Origin of the sequence: Marmoricola sp. OAE513, from assembly GCF_040546585.1 — a bacterium.
GTDB lineage: Bacteria > Actinomycetota > Actinomycetes > Propionibacteriales > Nocardioidaceae > Marmoricola.
This window is the reverse complement of the sequence record NZ_JBEPOC010000001.1, coordinates 3,256,260-3,279,121: the sequence shown is the minus strand read 5'-3', so window position 1 is coordinate 3,279,121 and position 22,862 is coordinate 3,256,260. Positions and strand designations below refer to the sequence as shown.

18 protein-coding genes are annotated in these 22,862 nt (G+C 68.9%); 7 read left to right on the top strand and 11 right to left on the bottom strand.

The genetic code is table 11. The features are described 5' to 3' along the window. Positions 1-8: 8 nt before the first annotated feature. From ABIE44_RS16350 to leuS, 4 genes are all read right to left on the bottom strand, one after another. Complete coding sequence (locus ABIE44_RS16350) at positions 9-2,270, bottom strand: ComEC/Rec2 family competence protein (protein ID WP_354438184.1); 2,262 nt, start codon at positions 2,268-2,270, stop codon at positions 9-11. Positions 2,271-2,306: 36 nt separating this feature from the next. Beyond that, positions 2,307-3,200, bottom strand: coding sequence for a ComEA family DNA-binding protein (locus ABIE44_RS16345; protein ID WP_209715123.1), 894 nt, complete (start codon positions 3,198-3,200; stop codon positions 2,307-2,309). A gap of 71 nt (positions 3,201-3,271) precedes the next feature. Next, complete coding sequence (locus ABIE44_RS16340) at positions 3,272-4,141, bottom strand: DegV family protein (RefSeq protein ID WP_209715126.1); 870 nt, start codon at positions 4,139-4,141, stop codon at positions 3,272-3,274. 53 nt (positions 4,142-4,194) lie between these two features. Then, complete coding sequence (gene leuS, locus ABIE44_RS16335) at positions 4,195-6,681, bottom strand: leucine--tRNA ligase (protein WP_209715129.1); 2,487 nt, start codon at positions 6,679-6,681, stop codon at positions 4,195-4,197. 217 nt (positions 6,682-6,898) lie between these two features. On the opposite strand from leuS, the gene galE reads away from it, so the two are divergent. From galE to ABIE44_RS16315, 4 genes are read left to right on the top strand one after another with little or no spacing between them, the layout of a single operon-like run. Then, positions 6,899-7,873, top strand: a complete 975-nt coding sequence (gene galE, locus ABIE44_RS16330) for a UDP-glucose 4-epimerase GalE (RefSeq protein ID WP_209715132.1) — start codon at positions 6,899-6,901, stop codon at positions 7,871-7,873. Positions 7,874-7,918: 45 nt separating this feature from the next. After that, the gene (locus ABIE44_RS16325) at positions 7,919-8,164 is read left to right on the top strand and encodes a DUF1272 domain-containing protein (RefSeq protein ID WP_209715135.1); all 246 of its coding nucleotides are present in this window, start codon (positions 7,919-7,921) and stop codon (positions 8,162-8,164) included. 27 nt (positions 8,165-8,191) lie between these two features. Then, the gene (locus tag ABIE44_RS16320) at positions 8,192-8,971 is read left to right on the top strand and encodes an SDR family NAD(P)-dependent oxidoreductase (RefSeq protein WP_209715138.1); all 780 of its coding nucleotides are present in this window, start codon (positions 8,192-8,194) and stop codon (positions 8,969-8,971) included. After that, positions 8,971-9,795 (top strand): hypothetical protein, encoded by an 825-nt coding sequence (locus ABIE44_RS16315; RefSeq protein WP_209715143.1) that lies wholly within the window; start codon positions 8,971-8,973, stop codon positions 9,793-9,795. Before ABIE44_RS16320 ends, ABIE44_RS16315 begins: the two co-directional genes overlap by 1 nt. A gap of 86 nt (positions 9,796-9,881) precedes the next feature. Here ABIE44_RS16315 and ABIE44_RS16310 read toward each other — a convergent pair whose 3' ends face one another. After that, on the bottom strand, positions 9,882-10,262 hold the full coding sequence (locus ABIE44_RS16310; RefSeq protein ID WP_209715146.1) for a DUF1304 domain-containing protein: 381 nt from the start codon (positions 10,260-10,262) through the stop codon (positions 9,882-9,884). A 9-nt stretch (positions 10,263-10,271) separates the two neighbouring features. Further along, on the bottom strand, positions 10,272-11,225 hold the full coding sequence (locus ABIE44_RS16305; protein ID WP_209715149.1) for an AraC family transcriptional regulator: 954 nt from the start codon (positions 11,223-11,225) through the stop codon (positions 10,272-10,274). A gap of 83 nt (positions 11,226-11,308) precedes the next feature. On the opposite strand from ABIE44_RS16305, the gene ABIE44_RS16300 reads away from it, so the two are divergent. Both ABIE44_RS16300 and ABIE44_RS16295 read left to right on the top strand, forming a co-directional pair. Then, on the top strand, positions 11,309-12,757 hold the full coding sequence (locus tag ABIE44_RS16300; protein WP_209715151.1) for a flavin-containing monooxygenase: 1,449 nt from the start codon (positions 11,309-11,311) through the stop codon (positions 12,755-12,757). A 22-nt stretch (positions 12,758-12,779) separates the two neighbouring features. After that, entirely contained in the window at positions 12,780-13,331 is a 552-nt protein-coding gene (locus ABIE44_RS16295; RefSeq protein WP_209715154.1) for a sugar O-acetyltransferase, read from the top strand. On the opposite strand, the gene ABIE44_RS16290 is transcribed toward ABIE44_RS16295, so the two are convergent. Together ABIE44_RS16290 and ABIE44_RS16285 are read right to left on the bottom strand one after the other, a co-directional pair. Beyond that, positions 13,318-13,659 carry a DUF2834 domain-containing protein gene (locus ABIE44_RS16290; protein ID WP_209715157.1) on the bottom strand — a complete coding sequence of 114 codons (342 nt, stop codon included), beginning with the start codon at positions 13,657-13,659 and terminating at the stop codon, positions 13,318-13,320. The genes ABIE44_RS16295 and ABIE44_RS16290 overlap by 14 nt on opposite strands. Next, positions 13,656-14,531 carry a TIGR03619 family F420-dependent LLM class oxidoreductase gene (locus tag ABIE44_RS16285; protein WP_209715160.1) on the bottom strand — a complete coding sequence of 292 codons (876 nt, stop codon included), beginning with the start codon at positions 14,529-14,531 and terminating at the stop codon, positions 13,656-13,658. Before ABIE44_RS16285 ends, ABIE44_RS16290 begins: the two co-directional genes overlap by 4 nt. 93 nt (positions 14,532-14,624) lie before the next feature. Here ABIE44_RS16285 and ABIE44_RS16280 point away from each other — a divergent pair, with 93 nt between their 5' ends. Continuing rightward, on the top strand, positions 14,625-15,353 hold the full coding sequence (locus ABIE44_RS16280; protein ID WP_209715163.1) for an enoyl-CoA hydratase/isomerase family protein: 729 nt from the start codon (positions 14,625-14,627) through the stop codon (positions 15,351-15,353). A 56-nt stretch (positions 15,354-15,409) separates the two neighbouring features. Here the strand turns inward: ABIE44_RS16280 and ABIE44_RS16275 are convergent, their stop codons facing one another. The 3 genes from ABIE44_RS16275 to ABIE44_RS16265 all read right to left on the bottom strand — a co-directional run bounded on the left by ABIE44_RS16275 (position 15,410) and on the right by ABIE44_RS16265 (position 22,783). Continuing rightward, the gene (locus ABIE44_RS16275) at positions 15,410-15,949 is read right to left on the bottom strand and encodes a hypothetical protein (protein WP_209715166.1); all 540 of its coding nucleotides are present in this window, start codon (positions 15,947-15,949) and stop codon (positions 15,410-15,412) included. Positions 15,950-16,602: 653 nt separating this feature from the next. Beyond that, positions 16,603-22,365 carry an RHS repeat-associated core domain-containing protein gene (locus tag ABIE44_RS16270; RefSeq protein ID WP_354438179.1) on the bottom strand — a complete coding sequence of 1,921 codons (5,763 nt, stop codon included), beginning with the start codon at positions 22,363-22,365 and terminating at the stop codon, positions 16,603-16,605. Continuing rightward, positions 22,316-22,783 (bottom strand): hypothetical protein, encoded by a 468-nt coding sequence (locus tag ABIE44_RS16265; RefSeq protein ID WP_354438178.1) that lies wholly within the window; start codon positions 22,781-22,783, stop codon positions 22,316-22,318. The genes ABIE44_RS16270 and ABIE44_RS16265 overlap by 50 nt, the downstream gene beginning before the upstream one ends. Positions 22,784-22,862: the final 79 nt, after the last annotated feature.

The window sequence follows — 22,862 nt, the reverse complement described above, 5'->3', positions numbered from 1 at the left end:
GCAGCCTCTCACGGCCGACCGACAGCTCCCCCGCGGCTCACCACCGACAGCCGACCGCCGTCGCCGACGACGACCGCCAGGTCGCCCTCGCGGTCGGTCCGGTGCACCTGCAGACCAGCGTCGGAGAGCAGGTCGAGCGTGCTCGGCGCCGGGTGCCCGTAGTCGTTGTCGACCCCGTCGGAGATCAGCGCCAGCCGCGCGCCCAGCGAGCCGATGAGTCGCACGTCCTGCTTGCTGCTGCCGTGGTGCGCGACCTTGAGAACGTCGGCGTGCAGGTCCGGGTAGGTGCGCCGCAAGGCTGCCTGCGAGGGCCGCTCCTGGTCGCCCATCAGCAGGATCCGCACCCCCCGGACGTCGGCCAGCAGGACGACGCTGGCGTCGTTCGGCGGCGACTCCGAGTCCGAGAACGTCGCCGATGCGGGAGCCAGCACCTGCCACTGGACCTGCCCGACCGTTGCCGACTCCCCCACCAGCACAGCTCGTACGCCGATCCGGTGCTGCGCGGCCAGACGGGCCACGGCGCGCGCTCCGCCAGCAGGGTCCGCGAGCGGGCTGGTCAGCACCGCCCCGACCCGGCGACCCTCGAGCACGCCGGCCAGGCCGTCGACGTGGTCGGCGTGGAAGTGGGTCAGGAACACCACCGGCACCTCCTCGATCTCCAGGCGACTCAGGCACTGGTCCATCGCGCGCGGATCCGGCCCGGCGTCGACGACCAGCCCGCTGCGGGCTCCGGTGCGCAGCACCAGACCGTCCCCCTGCCCGATCGAGCAGGCCACCAGGACCCATCCCGCTGGCGGCCACCCTGGCGTCGGCAACGGCTTGAGGACCGCCAGGGTCAGCACGCCGACGACCAGGAGCGAGACCCGGCGTCGCCCCAGCACCCACGGCAGCACGCACCCGATCCCGCCGCAGGCGGCCACCAGGACCACCAGGGAGAGCAGGTCCGGCGTCCAGCCGATGCTGGGGACCGGCAGAGCAGCGGCGTGCGATGCGACCGCCACCAGACCGCTCGCGCACCAGCCCGCCGGTGCCGCCACCACCCGCCCCGGCGCGGGTGCGACCACAGCCACCAACCCGCCCGCGAGACCCAGCACCGTGGCCGGCGCGACCAGCGGTCCGGCGACCAAGTTCGCCGCGACCGCCACCAGGCTGACCTGACCCGAGATCGCGGCGACCACCGGCGTGCAGACCAGCTGGGCCGCCAGCGGGACGGAGATCGCTTCGGCCGCCCACCGCGGGAGCCACCGGCGCAGAGCGTCGCGCCAACCCGGAGCCAGCAGCAGGATCCCTCCGGTCGCGATCGCGGACAACGCGAAACCCGCCGACCGTGCCAACCCGGGATCCAGCAGGAGCAGCACGACGACACCGATGCCGAGAGCGCGCAGACCCCGCTCCCTGCCGCCGCTGGACAGGCCGAGGAGCGCGATCGACCCCATCGCCGCCGCACGCAGGACGCTGGGTTCGGGGCCGGCGAGCAGGACGAAGCCGACGACGCCGAGGAGCCCGACGACAACGAGGGCGCGCGCACGCACGCCCACCCACCGGGCGACCAGGAGCAGGCAGCCGACGATCAGGGTCAAGTTGGTACCGCTCACCGCGAGCAAGTGGGTCATCCCGCTGGTCCGGAAGTCCGCGACGACCTCGTCCGGGAGGTCCCCGTCCTCGCCGTCGACCAGCGCAGGCACGAGCGCCCGGGCCGCCGTCGGTTGCCCGCTGACACCTTCCCGTACGCCGGCCCGCACCCGCCCGGCCGCTCGCTCCAGCAGCCCCGGCCCACCGAGCACGGTGATCTCGCCCCGCACGACCAGCACTCCTGCCTGCTCGCGCCGGTCCGAGGGGCGCAGCGACCCCGCGACGCGCACCCGCGTCCCGCGCACCAGGCCGGCGACCGGGAGCGGCAGCAGCGCCAGCACCGGAGCCCGGACGTGCACGCGACGGTGCCGGGACCTGACCTCGCGGACCTCCGCGCGCGCCCACGCCTGCCGGGCGAACCGACCAGCGGAGGGCACCGGGTCCGAGGAGAGCACCAGGACCGCCGTCACCGGTGCGTTCGCCGCCGCGAGGTCGTGCACCGGTCCGGCTGCGACCGCCTCGGACCCGAGCACCGTCGAGCACGTCACGGCTCCCGTCACCAGCAGCGCCACGGCGAGCCCTGCCCAGGAACGGCCCGTGGCCCGACGTCGGCGAGCCACCAGGGCACCAGCGACCAGCGCTGCCAGGGTCAGGGGCACCCACCCGCCCGAGGCGGCCAGCGCACTCGCCCATGCCACCAGTCCGAGGGCGAGAGCACGCAGGTCCCGGACCACCTAGACGGTCACGTGCGGCGCGATCTCGGCCAACGTCTTCTCCCCGATCCCGGAGACCTCGAGCAGCTCGTCGACGGAGGTGAACGATCCGTGCTCGGTCCGCCACGCGACGATCTTCCCGGCCGTGACCGGCCCGATCCCGGGGAGTGCCTCGAGCTCGGTCGCCGACGCCGTGTTCAGGTTCACCGGTCCGGTCGCAGGACCGGCCGCGGCACCCGGCGCGGGGGCAGCCGACCCGGTGGCGACCGACGGCGACCCGCGCGCCGGCGGCTCCCCCACGAGCACCTGCTCGCCGTCGACCAGGACCCGCGCCAGGTTCAGGTTCTTGAGGTCCACCCCGCCGCGGGCACCACCCGCGTGGCGCAGCGCGTCGATCACCCGGGAGCCCACCGGCAGCGTGACGACCCCTGGTCGGCGCACCTTGCCGGCGACGTCGACGACCACGACCCCCGGGGTCGCTGCGCCGGAGGGAACCGCGGAGGCCGAGGACGTGGGTGCGGCGCTGCTCGTCGCCAGCAGCCCGGTCGCCGACACCGGCCGCGGGGTGGTCGGGACCGCGCTGACCGACGGGGCCGCGCGGAGCGCCCACCACGCCGTGATGGCCAGCCCGCCGGCCACGAGCACGGCGACGGCGGCCACGTGCCCCGGGGTGAAGCGCTCCCGGAACCGGCCGATCTCGCCGAGCCGTTCGCTTAGCCGTTCGCCTAGCCGTTCACCGAGGTGCTCGAGCGTGGCGGGACGACGACGCCCGAGGGCGTGCCGACCCGGCTCCGGGACCACCACCGCGGGATCGGGTTGCTCCCACGCGGCAGGCAGCTCCCGTCCGAGCTCACGTCCGAGCGACTCCAGGCGCCGCTGGGTCGCAGCGGCTACTTCGGCGGACTCTCGGCGCATGCGGCGAGGCTAGGAAACGCCCGTCGCGGACCGGGTGCTGCCGGGGCCGGTCTGTGGACCGCGGGCAGCGCTCAGCCGCTGTGCGTCGTACGCCGGGCGACGCAGACCGCGACCATCCCCGGCCCGACGTGCGCACCCAGCACCGCACCGATCTCGCCGACGGTGACCTCGCGGTCCCCCAGCCCCTCAGCCAAACGACCGGTCAGCCTCTCGGCGAGCGTGGCCGCCCGCTCCGCGCTGGCCAGGTGCGCCACGGCGACCTCGACCTCGGCGTCGCCGGCGGCCTCGACCGCGAGCTCCTCCAGGCGCGCCAGTGCTTTGGCCGAGGTGCGGACCCGCTCGAACGGTCCGACCCGGCCGTTGTCGACCTTGAGGATCGGCTTGACCGCCAGAGCGGACCCGAGCAGCGCTGCGGCGGCACCCATCCGTCCGCCCCGGCGCAGGTACTCCAGGGTGTCGACGTAGAACAGCGACGTCGACGCGGCGGCACGCTCCTTGGCGGCCGCGACCATGTCCTCGGCCGATCCGCCGGCGTCGCGCACGTCCGCAGCAGCGAGCGCCGCGAACCCGGTCGCCATCCCGACCTGACGACTGTCGACCAGCCGCACCGGTACCGGGGAGCGACGCGAGGCCAGCTGGGCCGACTCGAAGGTCCCGCTCAGCTCCGAGGACAGGTGGACCGACACGATCTCGGTCGCCCCGTCGCCGGCCAGGCGCTCGTACACCTCGAGCATCTCGTCCGGGTTCGGCCGCGACGTGCTGACCGGTGTCCAGGCCTTCAGCGCCTCGGCCAGCTGGTCGGTGGTGACCCCGCCCTCGACACCTTCGTCGTAGGACTCCGACCCGATCACGACCTGCAGCGGCACCACCGTGATCCCGCGCTTGTCGGCCACGGTCGGGTGCACCGACGCGGTCGAGTCGGTCACGAGGGCGATGGGCATGAACGCAGCCTAGTAGGTGGGCGAATCACCCCAGAAGGGGAAACACCGACCTTTCAGACGACGATGTTGACGAGCTTCGGAGCGCGCACGATCACCTTGCGCACCTCGCCCCCCGCGAGCGCCCGGACCACGTTGTCGTCGGCCAGTGCCAGTGCCTCGAGGTCGGCCTCGGAGATGTCCGGGGACACCTCCAGACGTGCTCGTACCTTGCCCTGGATCTGGACGACCGCGGTGACGGCATCCTCGACCAGCAGGGCCGGGTCGACCTCGGGCCAGGACGCTCGTGCGACGCCGGCCGGATGGCCGAGCCGCTCCCACATCTCTTCCGCCGTGTACGGCGCGACCAGGGACAGCAGCATCGCGACCACCTCGGTGGCTTCCCGGACGGCCGGGTCGGCTGGACCGGCACCGGAGTCGATGGCCTTGCGGGTGGCGTTCACCAGCTCCATCACCCGGGCGATCATCACGTTGAAGCGGTACCCCTCGACGAGCTCGGCGGCGTCGCGCAGGGTGCGGGCGGTGTGCTTGCGCAGCGGCACGTCAGCGCCGTCGCCGCCGCCGATGACCAGCGGCGTACCGGCCGGAGAGGTGACGTCGCCGGCCAGGCGCCAGGCGCGGGTCAGGAACTTCAGCGACCCGCTGGGCGACATCTCGGCCCAGTCGATGTCGTCCTCCGGCGGGCCGGCGAACACCAGGGTCAGCCGGACGGCGTCGACACCGAACTCCGACAGCTGCTCGCCCAGGTTCACGCCGTTGCCCAGGGACTTGCTCATCTTCTTGCCCTGGTTGATGACGAAGCCCTGGTTCAGCTGGGCGGCGAACGGCTCGCGGAACTCCAGCAGCCCCATGTCGGCCAGCACCTTGGTGAAGAACCGCGCGTAGAGCAGGTGCAGCACCGCGTGCTCGACGCCGCCGACGTAGATGTCGCACGGCATCCAGGCGTTGACGACCGCCGGGTCGAACGCCTGGGTGTCGTCGTTCGGGGAGCAGAACCGCAGGAAGTACCAGGACGAGTCCACGAAGGTGTCCATCGTGTCGCTGTCCCGCTTCGCGGCGCCACCGCACTCGGGACAGTCGACGTTGACCCAGTCGCTGGCGGCGGCCAGCGGCGAGGTGCCCTTGGGCTTGAGGTCGGCGCCCTTGAGCTCCGGCAGCTCCAGCGGCAGCTGGTCGTAGGGCACCGGAACCTCGCCGCACGTGGGGCAGTGGATGATCGGGATCGGGACGCCCCAGTAGCGCTGGCGGCTCAGCAGCCAGTCGCGCAGCCGGAAGTTCACGGTTCCCTCGCCGGTTCCCGCGGCCGCGAGCTGCTCGATGATCGCGTGGATCCCGGCGGCCTTGTCGGTCAGCCCGTCCAGCGGCCCGGAGTTGACGTAGGCACCGCCCCCGGTGGTCGCCTCGTAGGTCTCCTCCGGGTTGTCGGCTCCCGGGACGTCGACGACGCGGCGTACCGGCAGGTCGAACTTCCTGGCGAAGTCCAGGTCGCGCTGGTCGTGCGCCGGCACCGCCATGATCGCGCCGGTGCCGTAGTCGGCCAGCACGTAGTCGCTCGCCCAGACCGGGATCTGCTCGCCGGTCACCGGGTTGGTCGCCGTCACGCCCAGGTCGACGCCCGACTTGGGCCGGTCGGTCGCCAGCCGGTCGATGTCCGAGGCCTTGCGGATCTCCTCGACGTACGCCTCGAGCGCGGGGCGCTGCGCGTCGGAGACGATCTCGGCGGCCAGCGCGGCGTCGGCCGCCACGACCATGAAGGTCGCGCCGTACAGGGTGTCGGGGCGGGTCGTGTAGACGGTGACGGGCTCAGGTCGTCCCTCGACGACGAAGTCGACGTGCGCACCCTCGGACCGCCCGATCCAGTTCCGCTGCGCGGTGACCACGCGGTCGGGCCAGGTGGCGCTCAGCACGTCCAGGTCGTCGAGCAGCTCCTGGGCGTACTCGGTGATCTTGAAGTACCACTGGTTCAGCTCGCGCTTGGTGACCTCGGCACCGCAGCGCTCGCACTTGCCGTCGACGACCTGCTCGTTGGCCAGCACGGTCTGGTCGTTCGGGCACCAGTTGACCGGCGAGAACTTCTGGTACGCCAGCCCGCGCTCGCGGAACTTCAGGAACAGCCACTGCGTCCAGCGGTAGTACTCCGGGTCGGAGGTGTGCAGCCGTCGGGACCAGTCGAAGCTGATGCCGAACTTCTTGAAGGACTCGAACTGCGTCTCGATGTTCGCGTAGGTGTACTCGGCCGGGTGCGCGTCGTTCTTGATCGCGGCGTTCTCGGCGGGCAGACCGAAGGAGTCCCACCCCATCGGGTTCATCACCTCGAAGCCGCGCAGCCACCAGTACCGGGCGATCACGTCGTGCAGGGCGGTGACCTCGGCGTGCCCCATGTGCAGGTCGCCGCTGGGGTACGGGAACATCGTCAGCGCGTACTTCTTCTCGCGCGGCGACGCGTCGTCGGCGCGGAACAGGTCGAGGTCCTGCCACACCGGCAGCCACTTGGCCTCGGTGCCGTGGACGTCGTACCCGACCTGCTCGTCTCGCTCGCTCATCTGTCCGTCTCTCGATCTGCTGGGGGGAGGTGCTCCTGACACAACAAAGCCCCTCGCGCAGGAGGGGCAGCCGCAACGCGTGACGCGCGCTGCGGCTAGGTAAGGAGGAGCTGGAACCTCATGGGAACATCCTACCGCCGCAGGACCCGGGCGTCGTGACAGCACTCTCCGGGGTCGGATCGGTAGGGTCGGAGGTCCGCGAAAGAGGGGAAGCACCATGTCCTGGTTGGTCACCGGCGGCGCCGGCTACATCGGCTCGCACGTCGTCCGCGCACTCGGCGACGTCGACATCCCGGCAGTCGTGCTCGACAACCTCAACACCGGGCACCGTCGGTTCGTGCTCGACGACGTCCCGTTCGTCGACGGCAACATCCTCGACACCGACCTGGTCGAGCGGATCATCACCGAGCACGACGTGCACGGCGTGATCCACCTGGCCGGATTCAAGGCCGCCGGAGTCTCGGTCGACACCCCGCTGGTCGCCTACACCCAGAACGTCACCGGCACCGTCAGCGTGCTCGAGGCGATGCAGCGCACGGGAGTCGACGCGATGGTGTTCTCCTCCAGCGCCGCCTGCTACGGCACGACCGACGTCGACCTGGTCACCGAGGAGCTGGTCCCGGCGCCGGAGTCGCCGTACGGCGAGACCAAGCTGATCGGCGAGTGGCTGATGCGCGACCAGGCCGTCGCCGCCGGTCTCCGGCACACGTCGCTGCGCTACTTCAACGTCGTCGGGTCCGGCTCCGAGGACCTCTTCGACGACAGCGCCCACAACCTGTTCCCGCTGATCTTCAACGCGCTGCTCGAGGGCCGGACGCCGAAGATCTACGGCAACGACTACAGCACCCCGGACGGCACCTGCGTGCGCGACTACGTGCACGTTGCCGACCTGGCTGCCGCCCACGCCGTGGCCGCCCAGAAGCTCGAGGCGGGCGCCACGCTGGAACCGGTCTACAACCTCGGCAGCGGAGCCGGCTCGTCGGTGCAGGAGATCATGGACGCGGTCCGCGAGGTCAGCGGCATCGACTTCGAGCCCGAGATCATTCCGCGGCGCCCCGGGGACCCGGCCCGGATCGTGGCCGACGGCAAGCTCGCCGCCCGCGACCTGGACTGGCAGATGCGCCACGACCTGCGTGACATGGTCGCCTCGGCCTGGAGCTCCCGCCAGTACGCCGCGTCGCTGGGCGAGTGACCGTGCTCGCCCTCCGCTCCCACCCCCGGCACCACGGCGACGAGCATGCTTGAGCTCAGGCCGTCCTGCGAGTGCTGCGACCGCGATCTGCCGCCGGACGCGGCCGACGCCCGGATCTGCACCTACGAGTGCACCTTCTGCGCCGACTGCGTCGAGCGGTGCCTCCGGGGCGTGTGCCCGAACTGCGGCGGGAACTTCGCCCCACGACCGGTTCGTCCGGCGGCGCGGCTCCCGAAGGACCCGCCCAGCACCGAGCGGGTGTTCCAGGCCGGGCTCCACGTCACACCCTGAGCGACCGGGATCGGGCATGATCAGCCCATGTCTGACTCGCTGACCTCCCCCATCAACGACCTGTTCCGCCTCGACGGCAAGGTCGCCATCGTCACCGGCGCCTCCTCGGGCCTCGGTGTCGCGTTCGCGCAGGCCCTGGCCGAGGCCGGCGCCGACGTGGTCCTCGGGGCGCGTCGCGTCGAGAAGCTCGCCGACACCGCCGCGCTCGTCGAGGCGGCCGGCCGCCGGGCACTGAGCGTCGCCACCGACGTCGCCGACCCGGCCTCGTGCCAGGCCCTGGTCGACGCCGCGATGGCCGAGTTCGGCCGGGTCGACATCCTGGTCAACAACGCCGGCATCGGCACCGCCGTACCGGCCACCCGGGAGACGCCGGAGCAGTTCCGCGAGGTGATCGACGTGAACCTGAACGGGTGCTACTGGATGGCGCAGTCCTGCGGCCGGGTGATGGGCCAGGGCTCCTCGATCATCAACATCTCCTCCGTCCTCGGCATCACCACCGCCGGGCTCCCCCAGGCCGCGTACGCCGCCTCGAAGGCCGGACTGATCGGGCTGACCCGCGACCTGGCGCAGCAGTGGACCGGCCGCAAGGGCATCCGGGTCAACGCGATCGCGCCGGGCTTCTTCACCTCCGAGATGACCGACCAGTACCCGCCGGGCTACCTGGAGTCGCAGAACGACCGCAACCCGATGGGCCGCAAGGGCGACCCGCGCGAGCTGGCCGCCACGGTCGTCTACCTCGCCTCGCCCGCCGCCGGCTACGTGACCGGGCAGACGTTGCCGGTCGACGGTGGGATGACGATCACCTGATGACCTCGACCACGGGGGTGTACGACAAGTTCGTCTTCACCGACGGCGACGAGCTCTGGGACCGGTTGCACCAGGCCCACCGACGCTTCGCCGCGCTGCTCTCGGTGACGCCGCGCAAGCACCGGCTGCGCAACTCCGACTGGGCTGCCGGCGACGTCGCCGCACACCTGCTCAACGTGGTCCAGCTCTGGACCCGGCGCGACCTGGACGACGCCGCCGGCCTGGCCACCTCCCCCGAGGGCGTCGCCGCGCTGAACAGCACCGCCCTGGCCGGCGTCGCGGACTGCGGCGTCCCGGAGATCATCCAGCAGCTCTGGCAGGAGCTCGACGACCTCGAGCGCATCCTCCCCCGCACCACCGACCTGCACCGGACCTACCCGTTCCACGCCGGGCAGCAGGTCGACGCCGCCGGACTGCTCGGCAACCTGATCGGCGAGTTCCTGCTGCACGGTCGCGACGTCGCGATCTCGCGGCGCAAGACCTGGTTGATCGGCAGCCGCAACGCCGCCCTCGCGCTCAACCTCGGCGTCCAGGCCGTCGGCGGTTACGTGTCGCCGGACGCACCAGGCGACCTCAAGCTCGAGATCCGGACGCCGGAGACGTCGAACTGGATCCTCGACCTCGCCGGGACCGATGTCGAGAGCCGGGCGGCCGAGCCGCGCGAGCGCGTCGACGTCCGGGTGCTCTGCCGCCCCGAACCGCTGCTGCTCAACATGTACGGCCGGATGAGCCTGAACCGGATGGTCCTGCACGGGGCGTTCGTGGTGGGCGGTCGACGCCCCTGGCGGATCCGGCGGCTGCCGGAGTCCTTCGAGACGCCTTAGGCGCCTCGAGCCCGCCACCCCGGTCGGGGGCTACCACCCCGTTCGGGGAGCCCACTAGCCCGGTCGTCGAGCCTGCCGAGACGTGGTTACCCGAGCGCCCAGACCCCCAGCGCGATCAACCCGAGCGCGGGGAACAGCCCCTGCACCACGGCGCCGCGCGCCTTGCTCGCGTCCGAGGTGATCAGCACCAGTGCCGCAGCCACCATCGAACCGGTGGCGAGCAGGATCAGCGAGATGCCGGCGTCCCGGTTCGACCCGGCGATGCCGATGCCGACGGCCGTGCCGATCGCGAGGAACAGGTTGTAGAAGCCCTGGTTGTAGAAGATGCCCTTCATCGTCGCGGCGTCCTCGGCACCGATGCCGAAGGCCTTGCGGCCCGTGGTCTCGAAGACGATCGACTCGATCCAGAAGATGTAGACGTGGACGAGCGCGGCCAGGGCGGCGAAGACGTACGCGACGGTCAGCATGCTCGGACTCTAGACCCGTCCGGTCGGTGTCGTGCCGTGCCAGCGCCGGTGCGCGTGGATGAAGCTGGCGGCCTCGGTGTACCCGAGCCGGTGCGCGACCTCGGTGACGCTCAGCGAACCCGTTGCCAGCAGTCGGGCCGCGAGGGAGATCCGCACCTCGTCGAGCAGTGCCGAGTACGACGTCCCGTCGGCGGCAAGGCGACGTCGCAGGGTCCGCTCCCCCAGGGCCAGCGCCGCCGCGACGCCGGCGGCGGACGGGTCGAAGGCGAGCCGCTGGGCGAGGAGGATGCGTACCTGCTGGGCCAGCGGGCTGGCATCACGCCGACGGGACGCGAGACCCGCGCAGAGCTCCTCGGCGAGCGCGACGGCCGCCGGGCTGGCGTGCGGCAGCGCGGCGTCCAGGTACGACGCCGGGAACCGCACCGAGCCCCTCGACGCGTCGAACGACGTCGGCAGGTCCCCGAGGAAGAGCTCACGCAGGACCGCCTCGACGGCGGCCAGGTCGCGCACCACCAGGAACGCGCGCACGTCCGCCGGCAGCGCCTCGTCGTACGCCTCGATGACGACGTCGTCGTCCTCGATCCGGGCGTACGGGATCGAGAAGGTGAAGGTCAGGTCCAGGAACCGCAGCGCGAAGTTCATCGCGTCCAGCAGCGTCCAGCTCGAGACGAGCGCGTACCCGGCGATCCCGAAGGTCTCCAGCCGGTACCGCCGCCCGAGCACCACCGGCGACCGGGTCGCGGCAGCCCCCGCGCGCAGCAGGTTGCGCACCACCCGGAGCTCCTGGTCGGCGGTCACCTCCCGCTCGACGTCCTCCAGGTCGCGGGCGCTCAGACCGGTGCCGGCCAGCGCCGAGCGTGCCGGGAGCCCGGTCGCCTCGGCGTGCGCGACCAGGACCGCGATGCTGGCCGCGCTGCGTGGGAAGTCCCAGTCCCGGGTCACCGGCTCCAGCAGCGTCGTCACGCTTCGAGCATAGGCCGGAATTATCAACTCCTGGGCACGTCGGGACCTGTCCGGCGGCGCCGCCGATCCCTAGGGTTCCTTCCATGACCTCACCCAGGATCGTCATCATCGGCGCCGGCTTCGGCGGCCTCGGCACCGCGATGGAGCTCAAGCGGCACGGCTTCACCGACATCACCGTCCTGGAGCGCGCTCAGGACATCGGCGGCGTCTGGCGCGACAACACCTATCCCAACGCCGCCTGCGACGTGCCCTCGTCGCTGTACTCGTGGTCCTTCGCCCCGAACCCGACGTGGCCCCGGCGCTACTCCGGCCAGGCCGACATCCTCACCTACATCAACGCCGTCGCCGCCGACGAGGGCGTGCGTGACCTGGTGCGGACCGGCGTCGAGGTGACCGGCGCGTCGTACGACGAGAGCTCCGCGACCTGGACGGTCTCCACCGCGACCGGGGAGCAGCTCGTCGCAGACTTCCTGGTCGCCGCCGTCGGCCAGCTCTCCCGCCCCGTGATCCCCGCGATCCCCGGGGCGGACACGTTCGCCGGACCCGCCTTCCACTCCGCGCAGTGGCGCCACGACGTCGACCTGACCGGCAAGCGGATCGCCGTGCTCGGCACCGGCGCCAGCGCGATCCAGTTCGTCCCCGGCATCCAGCCCACCGCCGGCCAAGTGACCGTCTTCCAGCGCTCCGCCCCGTACGTCGTCCCGAAGGCCGACCGCGCCTACACCCGCTCGCACCACCGTGCCTTCGAGCGGTTCCCGCGCAGCCAGGCGTTCGGGCGCAAGCTCACCTGGGTGCTGTCCGAGCAGCTGAACAAGTCCCTGACCGGGACCAACCCGATGAAGTCGGTGCTCGAGAAGGCGTGGCGGTTGCACCTGCGCCGGCAGATCCCCGACCCGGTGCTGCGCGCCAAGCTCAAGCCTGACTACCCGATCGGCTGCAAGCGGCTGCTGTTCTCCAACGACTGGTACCCGGCCCTCGCTGCACCCAACGTCGACGTCGTCACCGACGAGGCCGTCGAGATCACCCCTGACGGCGTCCGCGCCGCCGACGGCACCTTCCACGCCGCGGACGTGATCATCTACGGCACCGGGTTCGCCGCGACCGAGTTCCTCGCCCCGATGGAGCTCACCGGTGTCGGCGGCCGCTCCCTGAACGAGGCGTGGGCCGACGGTGCCCGCGCGTACTTCGGCGTCTGCGTCCCCGGGTTCCCGAACCTCGGCATCGTCTACGGCCCGAACACGAACCTCGGCGGCAGCTCGATCATCAACATGATGGAGTCGCAGTCGCAGCTGATCCGCCAGCTCGTCCAGCGGGTCGCCGGCGGCGGCAGCATCGCGGTGCGCGAGCAGGTCGAGGAGGAATTCGATCTGGAGATCCAGCGCCGCATCTCCGAGAGCGTCTGGGGTGGCTGCGACAGCTGGTACCGCGACGCCGCCGGCCGGGTGACGACGAACTGGCCGGGCACGGTCGTGGAGTACAAGGACCGTACGGCGACGCTGGACCCCGCGGCGTTCGTGGTCACGCCTGCCTAGGGCGCCTGCCTAGGCTGGGCGCATGAGCGAGCGCACCGAGCGGGAGAAGATGCTGGCCGGGGACCTCTACATGGCGGACGACCCCGAGCTGGTGCTCGCGGCCCGTCGCGCCCGCGGACTGATGGAGGAGTACAACACCGCGCGCGAGGTCGTCCGACCCGGCATCCTGCGCGAGCTGCTCGGCTCCGTCGGCGAGGACGTCACCCTCCGCCCGCCCCTGTACGTCGACTACGGCAGTCAGATCAGCATCGGCGACCGGGTCTTCGCGAACTTCGGCCTGACCGCGCTCGACTGCGCGGAGATCACCATCGGCGACGACACCCAGATCGGCCCGCACGTCCAGCTGCTCACCCCGACGCACCCGCTGGACCCCGACGAGCGGCGCACGAAGATCGAGGGTGCCGGCCCGATCACGATCGGCTCGAACGTGTGGCTCGGCGGCGGCGTGATCGTCCTGGCCGGCGTCACCATCGGCGACAACGCGGTCGTGGGCGCCGGGTCGGTCGTCACCCGGGACGTGCCGGCGAACAGCGTCGCCGTCGGCAACCCCGCCCGCGTCGTCAAGCAGCTCTAACTCGCGCCAACGTCCTGGCCCGTCCGATCAGGTACAGCGGGAATGCCACGCTGACGGCGACCGCGAAGACGAGCACGACGTATACCCAGAGGAACCGCACCTGGTTCTTCCGCCCGTCGACGACCATGAAGATCGTGGCCGCGAGCGCGACGGCGAGCAGGTCGATGCTCACGAAGGTCGCCGCGTTGCCCTCGACCGTCGCGTCGAGGAAGTCGCCCATCGTGCCGGTGCCGGCGACGTAGTCGGCGAGCACCCACTGGGTCCCGACGAACGCCGCGAGCGCGATCAACCCGTAGACGACGCAGAGGGACTTCTCGCCCCGGGTCATCCGTTCTCCTTCTTGAGCGGCTCGAGGATGTCGGCGGCGAACCGCTGGATCCCGTCGATCTTCTGCTCCAGCGAGCACTCGAGGCCGTGGTAGTACGCCCACGGCATCGTCCAGACGTCGGTCACGCCGACCTCCTCGGCCGCGGCGAACTGCTCGGGCAGGAACGCGTCGGTCAACGCGGTGATGAACCGGAAGTCGCCCTCGCGACCGAGCTCGTCACGGATCTCGGCGAGCCGCTTGGCGTGCTTGGCCGCCTCCTCGGTCGAGTACAGGTCGCCAATCCAGCCGTCGTGCCGGGCGGCGCGCCGCATGCCGACCTCGGAGAGGCCGCCGACGTAGATCGGGATCCGCGCCGTCGGCGTCGGCTCCATGACGAGGCGCGGGGTCGGGTAAAACTCCCCCTCGAACGAGTTCCACCCCGGCGACCACAGCTCGGCGAGCAGGGCGAGCGCCTCATCGGTGCGCTTGCCCCGGGTGCTGAAGTCCTGGCCCATCAGCTCGAACTCCTCGCGGCACCAACCCACGCCCACGCCCAGCGCGACCCGGTTTCCCGAGAGCGCGGCAGCGGTGCCGACGGACTTGGCGACCTGGTACGGGCTGCGCAGCGCCGCGACGTACACCGACGTGTAGAAGTGGATGTTCGTCGTCACCGCCGCCAGAGCGCCCGCCAGCACCCACGGGTCCGGCCAGTCCGCGCTGTGCTCCCAGCGCCGCTTCCCGTCCGGTGTGTACGGGTAGGGCGTCTCGAGCGTCTCGAGGTCGACGACGTGGTCGGGGATCGAGATGGCGTCGTAGCCGCACTCGTCCGCGGCCTTGGCGATCGCGGCGAGCTGGTCGACGGGCTGGAACGCGACGGTGATCGAGAAACGCATGTCCTGAGACTAGAACGTGTTCTCATTCTGCGCAGCAGTTGTACGCCGCAACGTGCGGCAGACACGGCTGACAAGTTCTGGCAGGGTGCCGCCATGGAACCAGTCGTCCTCTGCGAGGTCACCGACGGCGTCGCTCGGTTGACGCTCAACCGCCCTGACAAGCTCAACGCGCTCACCGCACAGTCCTTCGCCGAGCTCCGGACCCATCTCGAGACGCTCGCGACGCGCGAGGACATCGCCGTCCTCGTGCTCTCGGGCGCGGGTCGGTCCTTCTGCGCCGGCCACGACCTCGCCTCGCTGGCCGCCGGGGACGCCCTGGAGAGCCGCTACGAGGAGGCGGAGACCGTCGACCTGCTCGAGGCCTTCCCTGCGCCCACGATCGCCAAGATCCACGGCCACTGCTTCACGGGAGGGCTCGAGCTCGCCCTGGGCTGCGACCTGCTGATCGCCTCGGACACCGCCCAGATCGGCGACACCCACACCGCCTGGGGCCTGGCCCCTGTCTGGGGCATGTCTGTCCGCCTCCCCGAGCGCATCGGCCGCTCGGCCGCCAAGGAGCTCTCCTTCACCAGCCGCCGCATCGACGGTCGGATAGCAGCCTCCATCGGCCTCGTGGACCGCTCGGTCCCCGACATCGCCCTGGACGGCACCGTGGCCGCCCTGGTCGCCGAGATCAAGGCCTGCTCCCCCGGCGCCAACCGCATCGTCAAGCGCCTGTACGCCGACGCCGCCACCCGCCCACGCACCGAGGCGCTGCTGTACGAGCGCGACATGCCCTACGGGATCGCGGCCGACGCGGTGGAGCGCCTCGGCGGGAAGTAGCTCGTCACGGTTTTCCCACCATCGACGGACGACTCACCCCTGCGCGACTCACGCAATCAGCCGTCGGCCGGTTTCGACTCCACGGCCTCATGTCTCCGATGGATGACCGCGTTCAACTCAACAAGCTTCTCGTCCAGCTGGTGCTCGCCCCAGATTGCAAGCGACGGGAGACGTTGCGACAGTCCTCGTTCGGATTTCGTCTCCAGCCAGAAGATCGGCAGACCTGCCCAGCCGTAGGAGGTCGCGACCTGCGTCCATGTCAGGTGCGCGGTCGCCGAGATCTCAACGATGTCGTCGCACCGGATTTCTCGCAGAACGCGATCCCCTCTGCAGATCCTCAGGCAATCTTGTCCGCACTCATAGCGGGTCCGACCGGCAGCGAGCCACCAACTCACGGAGATCAACGAATATCCCGCGCCAATCGACCACGTGATCAGCAGACTCGACAGGAATCTGGAGCTTGAGTCCGCGTTCGTCGCCCATCGAAGGACAAAGCACAGCGACGCGACGCACCCAGCGAGCGCAGCCAAGCGCGCGTAGAGCCAGGTCGTCTTGTTTTCGCTGCGCAGGCTGTATAGGCCGTCTCGGTTCGTCATGGCTTGTGGGTCTTGGATCTGCGACGGTCCGAGGGGCTTCCGATCTGATCGCCGATCCCGAACGGCGCGTGCGAGAGACCCACGATGGTGTTTGCCGTCGCCGCTGCCACCAGCCAGCCGACCTTGTTCATGGGATGTGCAATAGGCGCCATGTAATAAAGGACATTGGGGAACACGAGCAATTATGCGGAATCAGACGAGGACTCGCGAGGGCTCCGCTGGAAAAATCGTCTGCGCCTGTGATGCCGAAGTCACGCTACTGACGGAAGGACGAGGCTCGAAACCTGCGAAGCAGCGCAAGGGTCGAGGTTGCCGCTCCCACGACTGGTCCGACGGGATCAACCTCCTGCGAGAAGACGACGTCGTGACCCGAGATCGAGCGAACGGCCATGGAGAGCGTCAATGCAGCAAGTCCCGCCAGGATGAGAGTCGACGGTACGTCGTCCAATCGCCTGCAAGTCGCAACCAACAGAACGATGAGGACTCCAAGCGTCGCCGCCGCGAGTCCACTGCCGATGTAGTCGACTCCCGGCTCCGCTTTCAAACAGCCGACCAGCGTCCAGCCGGTGAGCAATAGGCCCGCCAGCCATCCGCTCGATGCAAGTACTCGACTCGCAACCATGGCACCAACCGAGGGGCGCCACTCTCCGTCGCTAGAGAAAGGCATGGATCCCGTCGTTTCGCTTCCAAGGCGACTTGAAGGTTCTGTCGATCAGATAACCGACCGTGTAGTCATACTTGTAACGGACGTAGAACTTGCCTGTTTTCTTGGTCTGCGGCCGCCAGAATCCGTCCTTGCAAACGAAGGTCAGTCTCATCTCGTACTTTCGTTGCCAGTATGCGCGGTTGACGAAGAAGGTCCCGGCATTCCATGCACCACTCGCAGCCTGAGCCAGCCTAGAGAGCTTGCCTCTCGTCCAGAACGCCTCGACCCATTTGGTTCGTTGATAGTACGTGCCACCACCTACGCTCTTGCTTCCTTTCCTGCAGGGTCCGCACAGCCGCCCGCTTAGGTCTGACTGGTTGACTGGGTCCAATGGGTAGACATAAGCATTGTCGTTTCCTCCACGGATCGAATCGCGCGACATGAAGCGCCCGGTTGCCGGGTTGTAGAGACGCGCCCCCATCAGCATCAAACCCGCATCGGCGTCACCAGAACGCGCAAATGCGCCCAGCCATGTGTAGTTCTGCCCGAGGGCGGAACCCGGCGTGCGGGCCTCCCCATACTCGGTGGACCGGGAGTAGTCCTCGAGGCCTGTGAACCCAGTGCTTGTGTTCGACAGCGTCGACACCACATCGCCGTGCAGGTTTGTGAGCTCGAGGCGACTAGTCCCATCGGACTTCTCGATGAGCCCGAGATCGCCGCTGGGCGTGGCGACATTTCGAGTCCAGTTCGACTCCCACGCGCTCGCGCCGTCAGCGCGAGCCTCATCGGTCGACCACGAAGGCACATCAGACGTGTCGGCATAGCGATTGGTCGTTCGCCGCAGTTCGGTTCCGCCCGTGCTCGCAATAGTCTTGGAAATCCTGCCCCCGACATCGAGGGAGTAGGTGCGCCTGGTGCTCGAAGCTCCCGATCCGCGAGCGACACTCGCGACCATGTCGTTCGCGTGGTAGCTGATGACTGCGGCACCACCGGCAGGATTGTCAGTGTCCGCCGCCTGCAAGCTGGTCGTACGGCCCAGGGCGTCGTAGGTGTCCCCCGCCTTCTTGTCGTCACCATCGAACGTCGCGTTCGTGGTCGTCGCGGTGGTCGACGTGGAGCATGCCCCCCCGGCACCGGGCGCGTAGGACTTCGCTTGGGTTCGATCCGAGTCCAGGCTGAACGTGTAGGCCCGCGTCGTGCACTTGCCAGCAACGGAATCCGCGACCTGGGTGAGTCGTCCCCTGTCGTCGTACTTGTATTCCGTCTCAGCAAGAGGCCCGCTCGTCGTGCGCGCACGACCGTCGATGTCATAGCTCTGGAAGAACGCTAGGAATGAGTCTCCCGTCGGTTCCACGTAGTTGAGCATCGTCTGCCGACCCTGCAGGTTGAACGCACTCACAGCGCTCACTCCGTTCGGATACTTCAGCTCGGACTGGTTCCCGGCGGCGTCGTACGCAGCCATGAATGTGTCGGGCCCCGTGACCAGCCCGACGTCGACCTTGGTGACAAGACCTCGTCTTTCCGCCGCGCCGGCGACGTCCGTGCCGTCGTAGGTGTAGGTGTAAAGGCCCTTGCCGTCATCAAAGGTCTTGGTCCTTCCAGCGGCGTCGTACGTCGACGTGCCCATGTTGCCGTTGCCGTCGCTCTGGGTGAGGACCCGGCCCCAGGTGTCGTAGCTGGTTGTCTGCGTGGAAGAGCCATCAGTGGTGCTCACCAGAGCGCCTGTGGCGTCGTCGTAGGTATTGGTCTTGTCCGGAACCGGGACTTCGCCTGAAGGAGCACCAGTGACGATTAGGGAGGTCTTCTTCGGCCGATCGGCCGCGTCAAACGTGGTCAGCGTTGCCTTCGTTGTTGATCCAGCAGATTCAACGACCCGCGTGGGGCGCCCAAGGTAGTCGTAGCCGGGGACGTTGGTCGTCGGCGCGCTCGACCCGCTACCGGGAGCCGACCTGCAGACCTGGTCCGCCCACTGAGGCTTCGACTGGCAAGCCGCTGGGCCCGTTGCCCCAGTGGAGTAGTAGGTCGTAAAGGTCGAGCGACTGTCATCAGCGCTGTAGGTACTCGTCCCGACACCCTGCGGCGTACGCGACTCGATGGTTCGCCCCTGGGTGTCGAACCGGTTCACCGTGGTCGACCAGCCAGAGCCGAGCTGCAACGAAGTTCGGGTGGGAATCCCTAGCACCCAGCCGTCGCCGTCGCCAGCAGTCACGGGGTTGTAGAAATTGCGAGTCACCTTCGGGTCATAGGCAACAGTTCCTGATCCAGTAAGAACGTCTCGCGTCTCCTGAACCACCAAGTTGCGACGTGGGACCGCATCGGTTGCCGGACGTCCCGGTATCAGTCCAGAGCCAACTGCGACCTCGTCGTCGTAGTCGTACCGGGTGCGAGATCGGCCGTAGCGCTCGACGCCGTCGTCGGTAACAACGAAGGCGCTCGGCCCGACTACCTGTTCAACCCGACCGTCGATGGAGTTGTACGTCGTTTGGCTGGTCAGGTCGGCCCGGATCTTCGCGGCGCTGAAGCCCGCCCCGAGTCCGACGCTTCGGCTCATCGCGTCCAGGGTCCAGCTCTCGACCCCAAAGGTCCGGTCGTACTGGGTGGTGTCGATCTGCCAGTCGCCAGCGCCGTACTGCGCAGTGTTGGTCGTTTGGCCGTTCGCCGTGAAGTACGTGAGATCCGCGTACGTGTAGTCGGTGAAGTTGGGTGCGTCCGGACCGAATACCGCAGTGGCCTGTCCAGGAAGCTGGTCGGCCTGCCCCCAGGTGGCGACCTGAGACGCCGTCATCGTCGGCAAACCCGAGCCTGCCAAGGGAACGCCGTACTTGACCTTCCACGTCGCGGTTCCTCCCACTGCCACGTCCTGGGCGCGGGTCACCGAGTCGAGACGTCCCGAGCCATCCAGGTTGAAGTTCCATGTCTTCTGACCAGGCGGAGTCATCGAGGCGAGCACTGTTCGACCTGCAGAACTCTGGTAGGTGTAGCTCGTCGCGACATGCTTCGAGCCGGCGTCGTAGTCCTGCCGCGGGTCCCAGACCGAAGTCAGCTTTCCTGAACCGTCGTAGTTGTACTTAGCCACCGTGAACGAACCCATGGTCGCTCCGAGCCCAGGAGTACCCGCCTCCTCGCCCGCGCCCGGACCATCTGAAGGACGCGGCTTCGGGTCCCAGGTCTTCAGGTCCACCTGGCTCAAACGGGTTGCATTCCCGGTTCCCGTGTAGCTCAGCACCAGTGCACGACAACCGGCGACCTGGGTGGTGGCCGTGCAGCCGGAATCTGAAACACCCGGGGCCTGCGACAGGATCGCCGTCAAGTAGGTGCCGGTCGGTGCGTCGTACACGAACCGTGTCGCCGGAGCCCCGGTCGGATCGGTCGCACTTGGATCAACCACACTCTTGATGTTCCAGATGTTCGACCCGGCGTAGGTCCAGGTCGTCTTCGCGCCGTCCTCTTCGCTGAGCACCAAGGTTTTCGTTCCCGCGACGGTGCTGATCTCAAGACGTTCGTTGTACGACTTGGCAAGGCCTTGGCCGACATACACGCCGGCAGCCTGCGCCCCGGGCGCTCCCAATTTGTAGGACGAGGTGGACCCATCGGTGTCAACCAACATGATGGTGCCGCTTGCTGCGGTCTTGTCGACAACTTGTGCCGCCGAGAATCCGACGCTGGGCCCATCGAAGTTGGCTATCCATCCAGGACCGAACACGCCTTGAGCGGCCGAGGCAGGGCTGCCGAAGGACTGCGCAGTCCGCGAGATCGACAACGAGTCGTTGTAGCCCGGGACAGTGACGTCAGCTGAGTCGACGTCGAACTCACCGGTGAGGAGCGCTACCGAGGCCGGGCCGACGTCGGCTGTGGGAAACGAACCACCGAAGGCGTGCTGAACGAGACTGACCTGACGCGCAGCCGTGCATCGTTGAGCTGGCGAACTCGTGTAGCTGAAGCAGACACGCATGTCCAGGTTCGATGGATTGACAACTCCGGCCTCCGACGCCGCGTCCCAGATCAGGTCACCCGTGGTCCCTAAAGACCCGGAGTCGGTGACTGAGCCGGTCCAGGTCGAGCCAGCCTTGGTGACCTTGGCCGCCGCGACGAAGGTGCCTGTCCCGGACAGTCGCCACTGGACGACTGCGCCTGTCGCCGTCGCCATCGACGTCGCGTTGACCGGGAATGAACCCGTCGAGGTGGCCCCGGGTGTCGGTGCGTCCATCGCTCCACCACCCACGCCGAACTTGTACTTCGTCGTGCCGCTGAAATTGCCGGCTGCATCCGTCGCCGAGACGGCCAGGTTCAGGTAGTCATCTGCGGCGATCGTGAACGACTTCGACGTGGAGTTGCTTGCAAGCGCTGGAAAGCCGGCATCGGCGCCGTTCTTCGACGCCGTGACCGCAACGGTGTCGGTCGACGTACTGATGGTGCAGGGCGCAGTTCCAGGTCCGCTGGACGGCGTCCAGCTTCCATTCGTGTAGTAGCCGCCGCTGGCGCAGTTGATGGTGGGTGCGCTCGGAGCGACCGTGTCGACCACGAAGGCCTGTCCCGAGGACCACCCCGAGGTCAGAATTCCGTCGCTGACTCGCCACTTGGCCGTGTAGGTACCGTCGGACAGCGCGCTGGCGAGGGTCCGGGAGACGTTGGACCCGCTGGGGACCGCGTTGCTGGTCCAGTCCTGGATCACTGTCGACCCTTGCAGGATCTGGAGCTGCGCGGTCACGTTCCCCCCGTCGGGATCACTGACCGGAATGCTCAGCGTCGGCTTGCTGGCACTTGTGTATCTCGTCGAGCCCGAGAGCGTTCCCGGTGTGATCTGGGTGTTCCCCGGCGGTACCGCCGGTGGGGTGTCGTAGTTCTGGACGAACTGTGGAACCTTCGAGAGGTCGCCGTTCTCCAGGGAGCGGACCCGCCGGAAACCAGACGCAGCATTCTCGTCGTCGGCCTTCACCCGCACGCCCACGATCCACGCTCCAGCGGCCCAGTCGTTCCGGATTCCCGAGGTGTCGAAGACCATCACCCCCTCGCTCGTGCATCCGGCGGCGCCGTACGACGTGGAAGTCGACGTTGCATTCGCAGGCGTCACCGCGGGTTGCGTAGCCCACGACACGCTCGGCAGTGTCCATCCGCCGGTGATGCGAGAGACCGTCAACGGCGAGCCGGCACACGACCCGGACTCGAAGTTCGACAGGCGAAGCTCCGAGCTCGTGACCGTGGATCCTGCCGGGGCACCCACGCCGGTGAAATCGAAGTGGATGAACGACCGGGCGACCGTTGCGCCACCGTCGTTCGATCCGACCCGAAGTTCGGGTGAGTTGTACTGACTGCTCGTGTCACCGGTGTTCTGCACCCAGGTGTCGCCGGCCGTGTTCACGATGACGCTGGGATCAATGGTCACCGGATACGTCGTACCCGGGTCTGCCAGGAAGTCCATGTCAGGTCTGAGCACCAGCACTCGCGACTCCCCGTCGCCCTCGATCGTCGTGCGCACTGCCCACTTCTTGCCGCCGCCATCCGCGTTCGCCTTGGCGGCGTCCCACATCACCGGCGCAGTCATCGCAGCAACCCGATTGCGACCCCTCTTGAAGTAGACCGAACCGTCCTCCGAGACGACCGCCTCGGCTCCGTCGAAATCGAACGGCACCCGCAGCTCGATCGGCGCGCCTGCCGTGTCCGGCGCCTCGTTGAGGACGACGGAGAAGTTGAACCCGTCCTTGAGCGAGGTGACCACCAGGTCACCGCCGGTGTCCACTGCGTCGGCGTACGTCAGCTTGTCGCCCTTCACCGTGGGCACCCGGAAGTTTCGAAGGCCAGCCCACCTCGACGGATGCGCGCGAGCCTGTATCCAACGACCCGAGCTTCTTGTCACCACCGTCGGAGTAGTGGACGTCGAAGGGAACGGCGGCGGGGCCGTAGCGCCCGTGCTTCTTCACAACCGACGGATCGACTGCGACCCAGGCACTATCGTCCTCCGGCGCCCGTACGACACCGGCGTACGCCTTCGTCGTCCACGACCCGTCCGGGTTGGCGTAGGTCGCTGTCGTCGGAGTGCGTTGCGACTCGTCTTCAACCGGCGAGCCCTGGCGCTGGGCGGTGGACATCGACGACAGCCGATCGGGCCGGCTCTCCACCGAGGGCAGGTGCCTTTTCTGGCGACTCGGCAGCGCCGCGGAAGATGCCGGCACCGGAGCCAGCAAGGTCATGCTCAGAGTGGTCGCAGCCGCGGCCGCCAGGATCCGGAACCGCCGAGATGACGCTGCAACCATGAACGGTCCTCCTGGG

Bases quoted from the DNA above. Each gene is read 5' to 3' on its own strand.
- ABIE44_RS16295 (WP_209715154.1), top strand. From the start codon at position 12,780: ATGAGCGAGCGCACCGAGCGGGAGAAGATGCTGGCCGGGGACCTCTAC.
- ABIE44_RS16315 (WP_209715143.1), top strand. From the start codon at position 8,971: ATGACCTCGACCACGGGGGTGTACGACAAGTTCGTCTTCACCGACGGC.
- ABIE44_RS16345 (WP_209715123.1), bottom strand. From the start codon at position 3,200: ATGCGCCGAGAGTCCGCCGAAGTAGCCGCTGCGACCCAGCGGCGCCTG.
- ABIE44_RS16300 (WP_209715151.1), top strand. From the start codon at position 11,309: ATGACCTCACCCAGGATCGTCATCATCGGCGCCGGCTTCGGCGGCCTC.
- ABIE44_RS16310 (WP_209715146.1), bottom strand. From the start codon at position 10,262: ATGCTGACCGTCGCGTACGTCTTCGCCGCCCTGGCCGCGCTCGTCCAC.
- leuS (WP_209715129.1), bottom strand. From the start codon at position 6,681: ATGAGCGAGCGAGACGAGCAGGTCGGGTACGACGTCCACGGCACCGAG.
- ABIE44_RS16265 (WP_354438178.1), bottom strand. From the start codon at position 22,783: ATGACCTTGCTGGCTCCGGTGCCGGCATCTTCCGCGGCGCTGCCGAGT.
- ABIE44_RS16275 (WP_209715166.1), bottom strand. From the start codon at position 15,949: ATGACGAACCGAGACGGCCTATACAGCCTGCGCAGCGAAAACAAGACG.
- ABIE44_RS16290 (WP_209715157.1), bottom strand. From the start codon at position 13,659: ATGACCCGGGGCGAGAAGTCCCTCTGCGTCGTCTACGGGTTGATCGCG.
- ABIE44_RS16320 (WP_209715138.1), top strand. From the start codon at position 8,192: ATGTCTGACTCGCTGACCTCCCCCATCAACGACCTGTTCCGCCTCGAC.
- ABIE44_RS16340 (WP_209715126.1), bottom strand. From the start codon at position 4,141: ATGCCCATCGCCCTCGTGACCGACTCGACCGCGTCGGTGCACCCGACC.
- ABIE44_RS16325 (WP_209715135.1), top strand. From the start codon at position 7,919: ATGCTTGAGCTCAGGCCGTCCTGCGAGTGCTGCGACCGCGATCTGCCG.
- ABIE44_RS16280 (WP_209715163.1), top strand. From the start codon at position 14,625: ATGGAACCAGTCGTCCTCTGCGAGGTCACCGACGGCGTCGCTCGGTTG.
- galE (WP_209715132.1), top strand. From the start codon at position 6,899: ATGTCCTGGTTGGTCACCGGCGGCGCCGGCTACATCGGCTCGCACGTC.
- ABIE44_RS16285 (WP_209715160.1), bottom strand. From the start codon at position 14,531: ATGCGTTTCTCGATCACCGTCGCGTTCCAGCCCGTCGACCAGCTCGCC.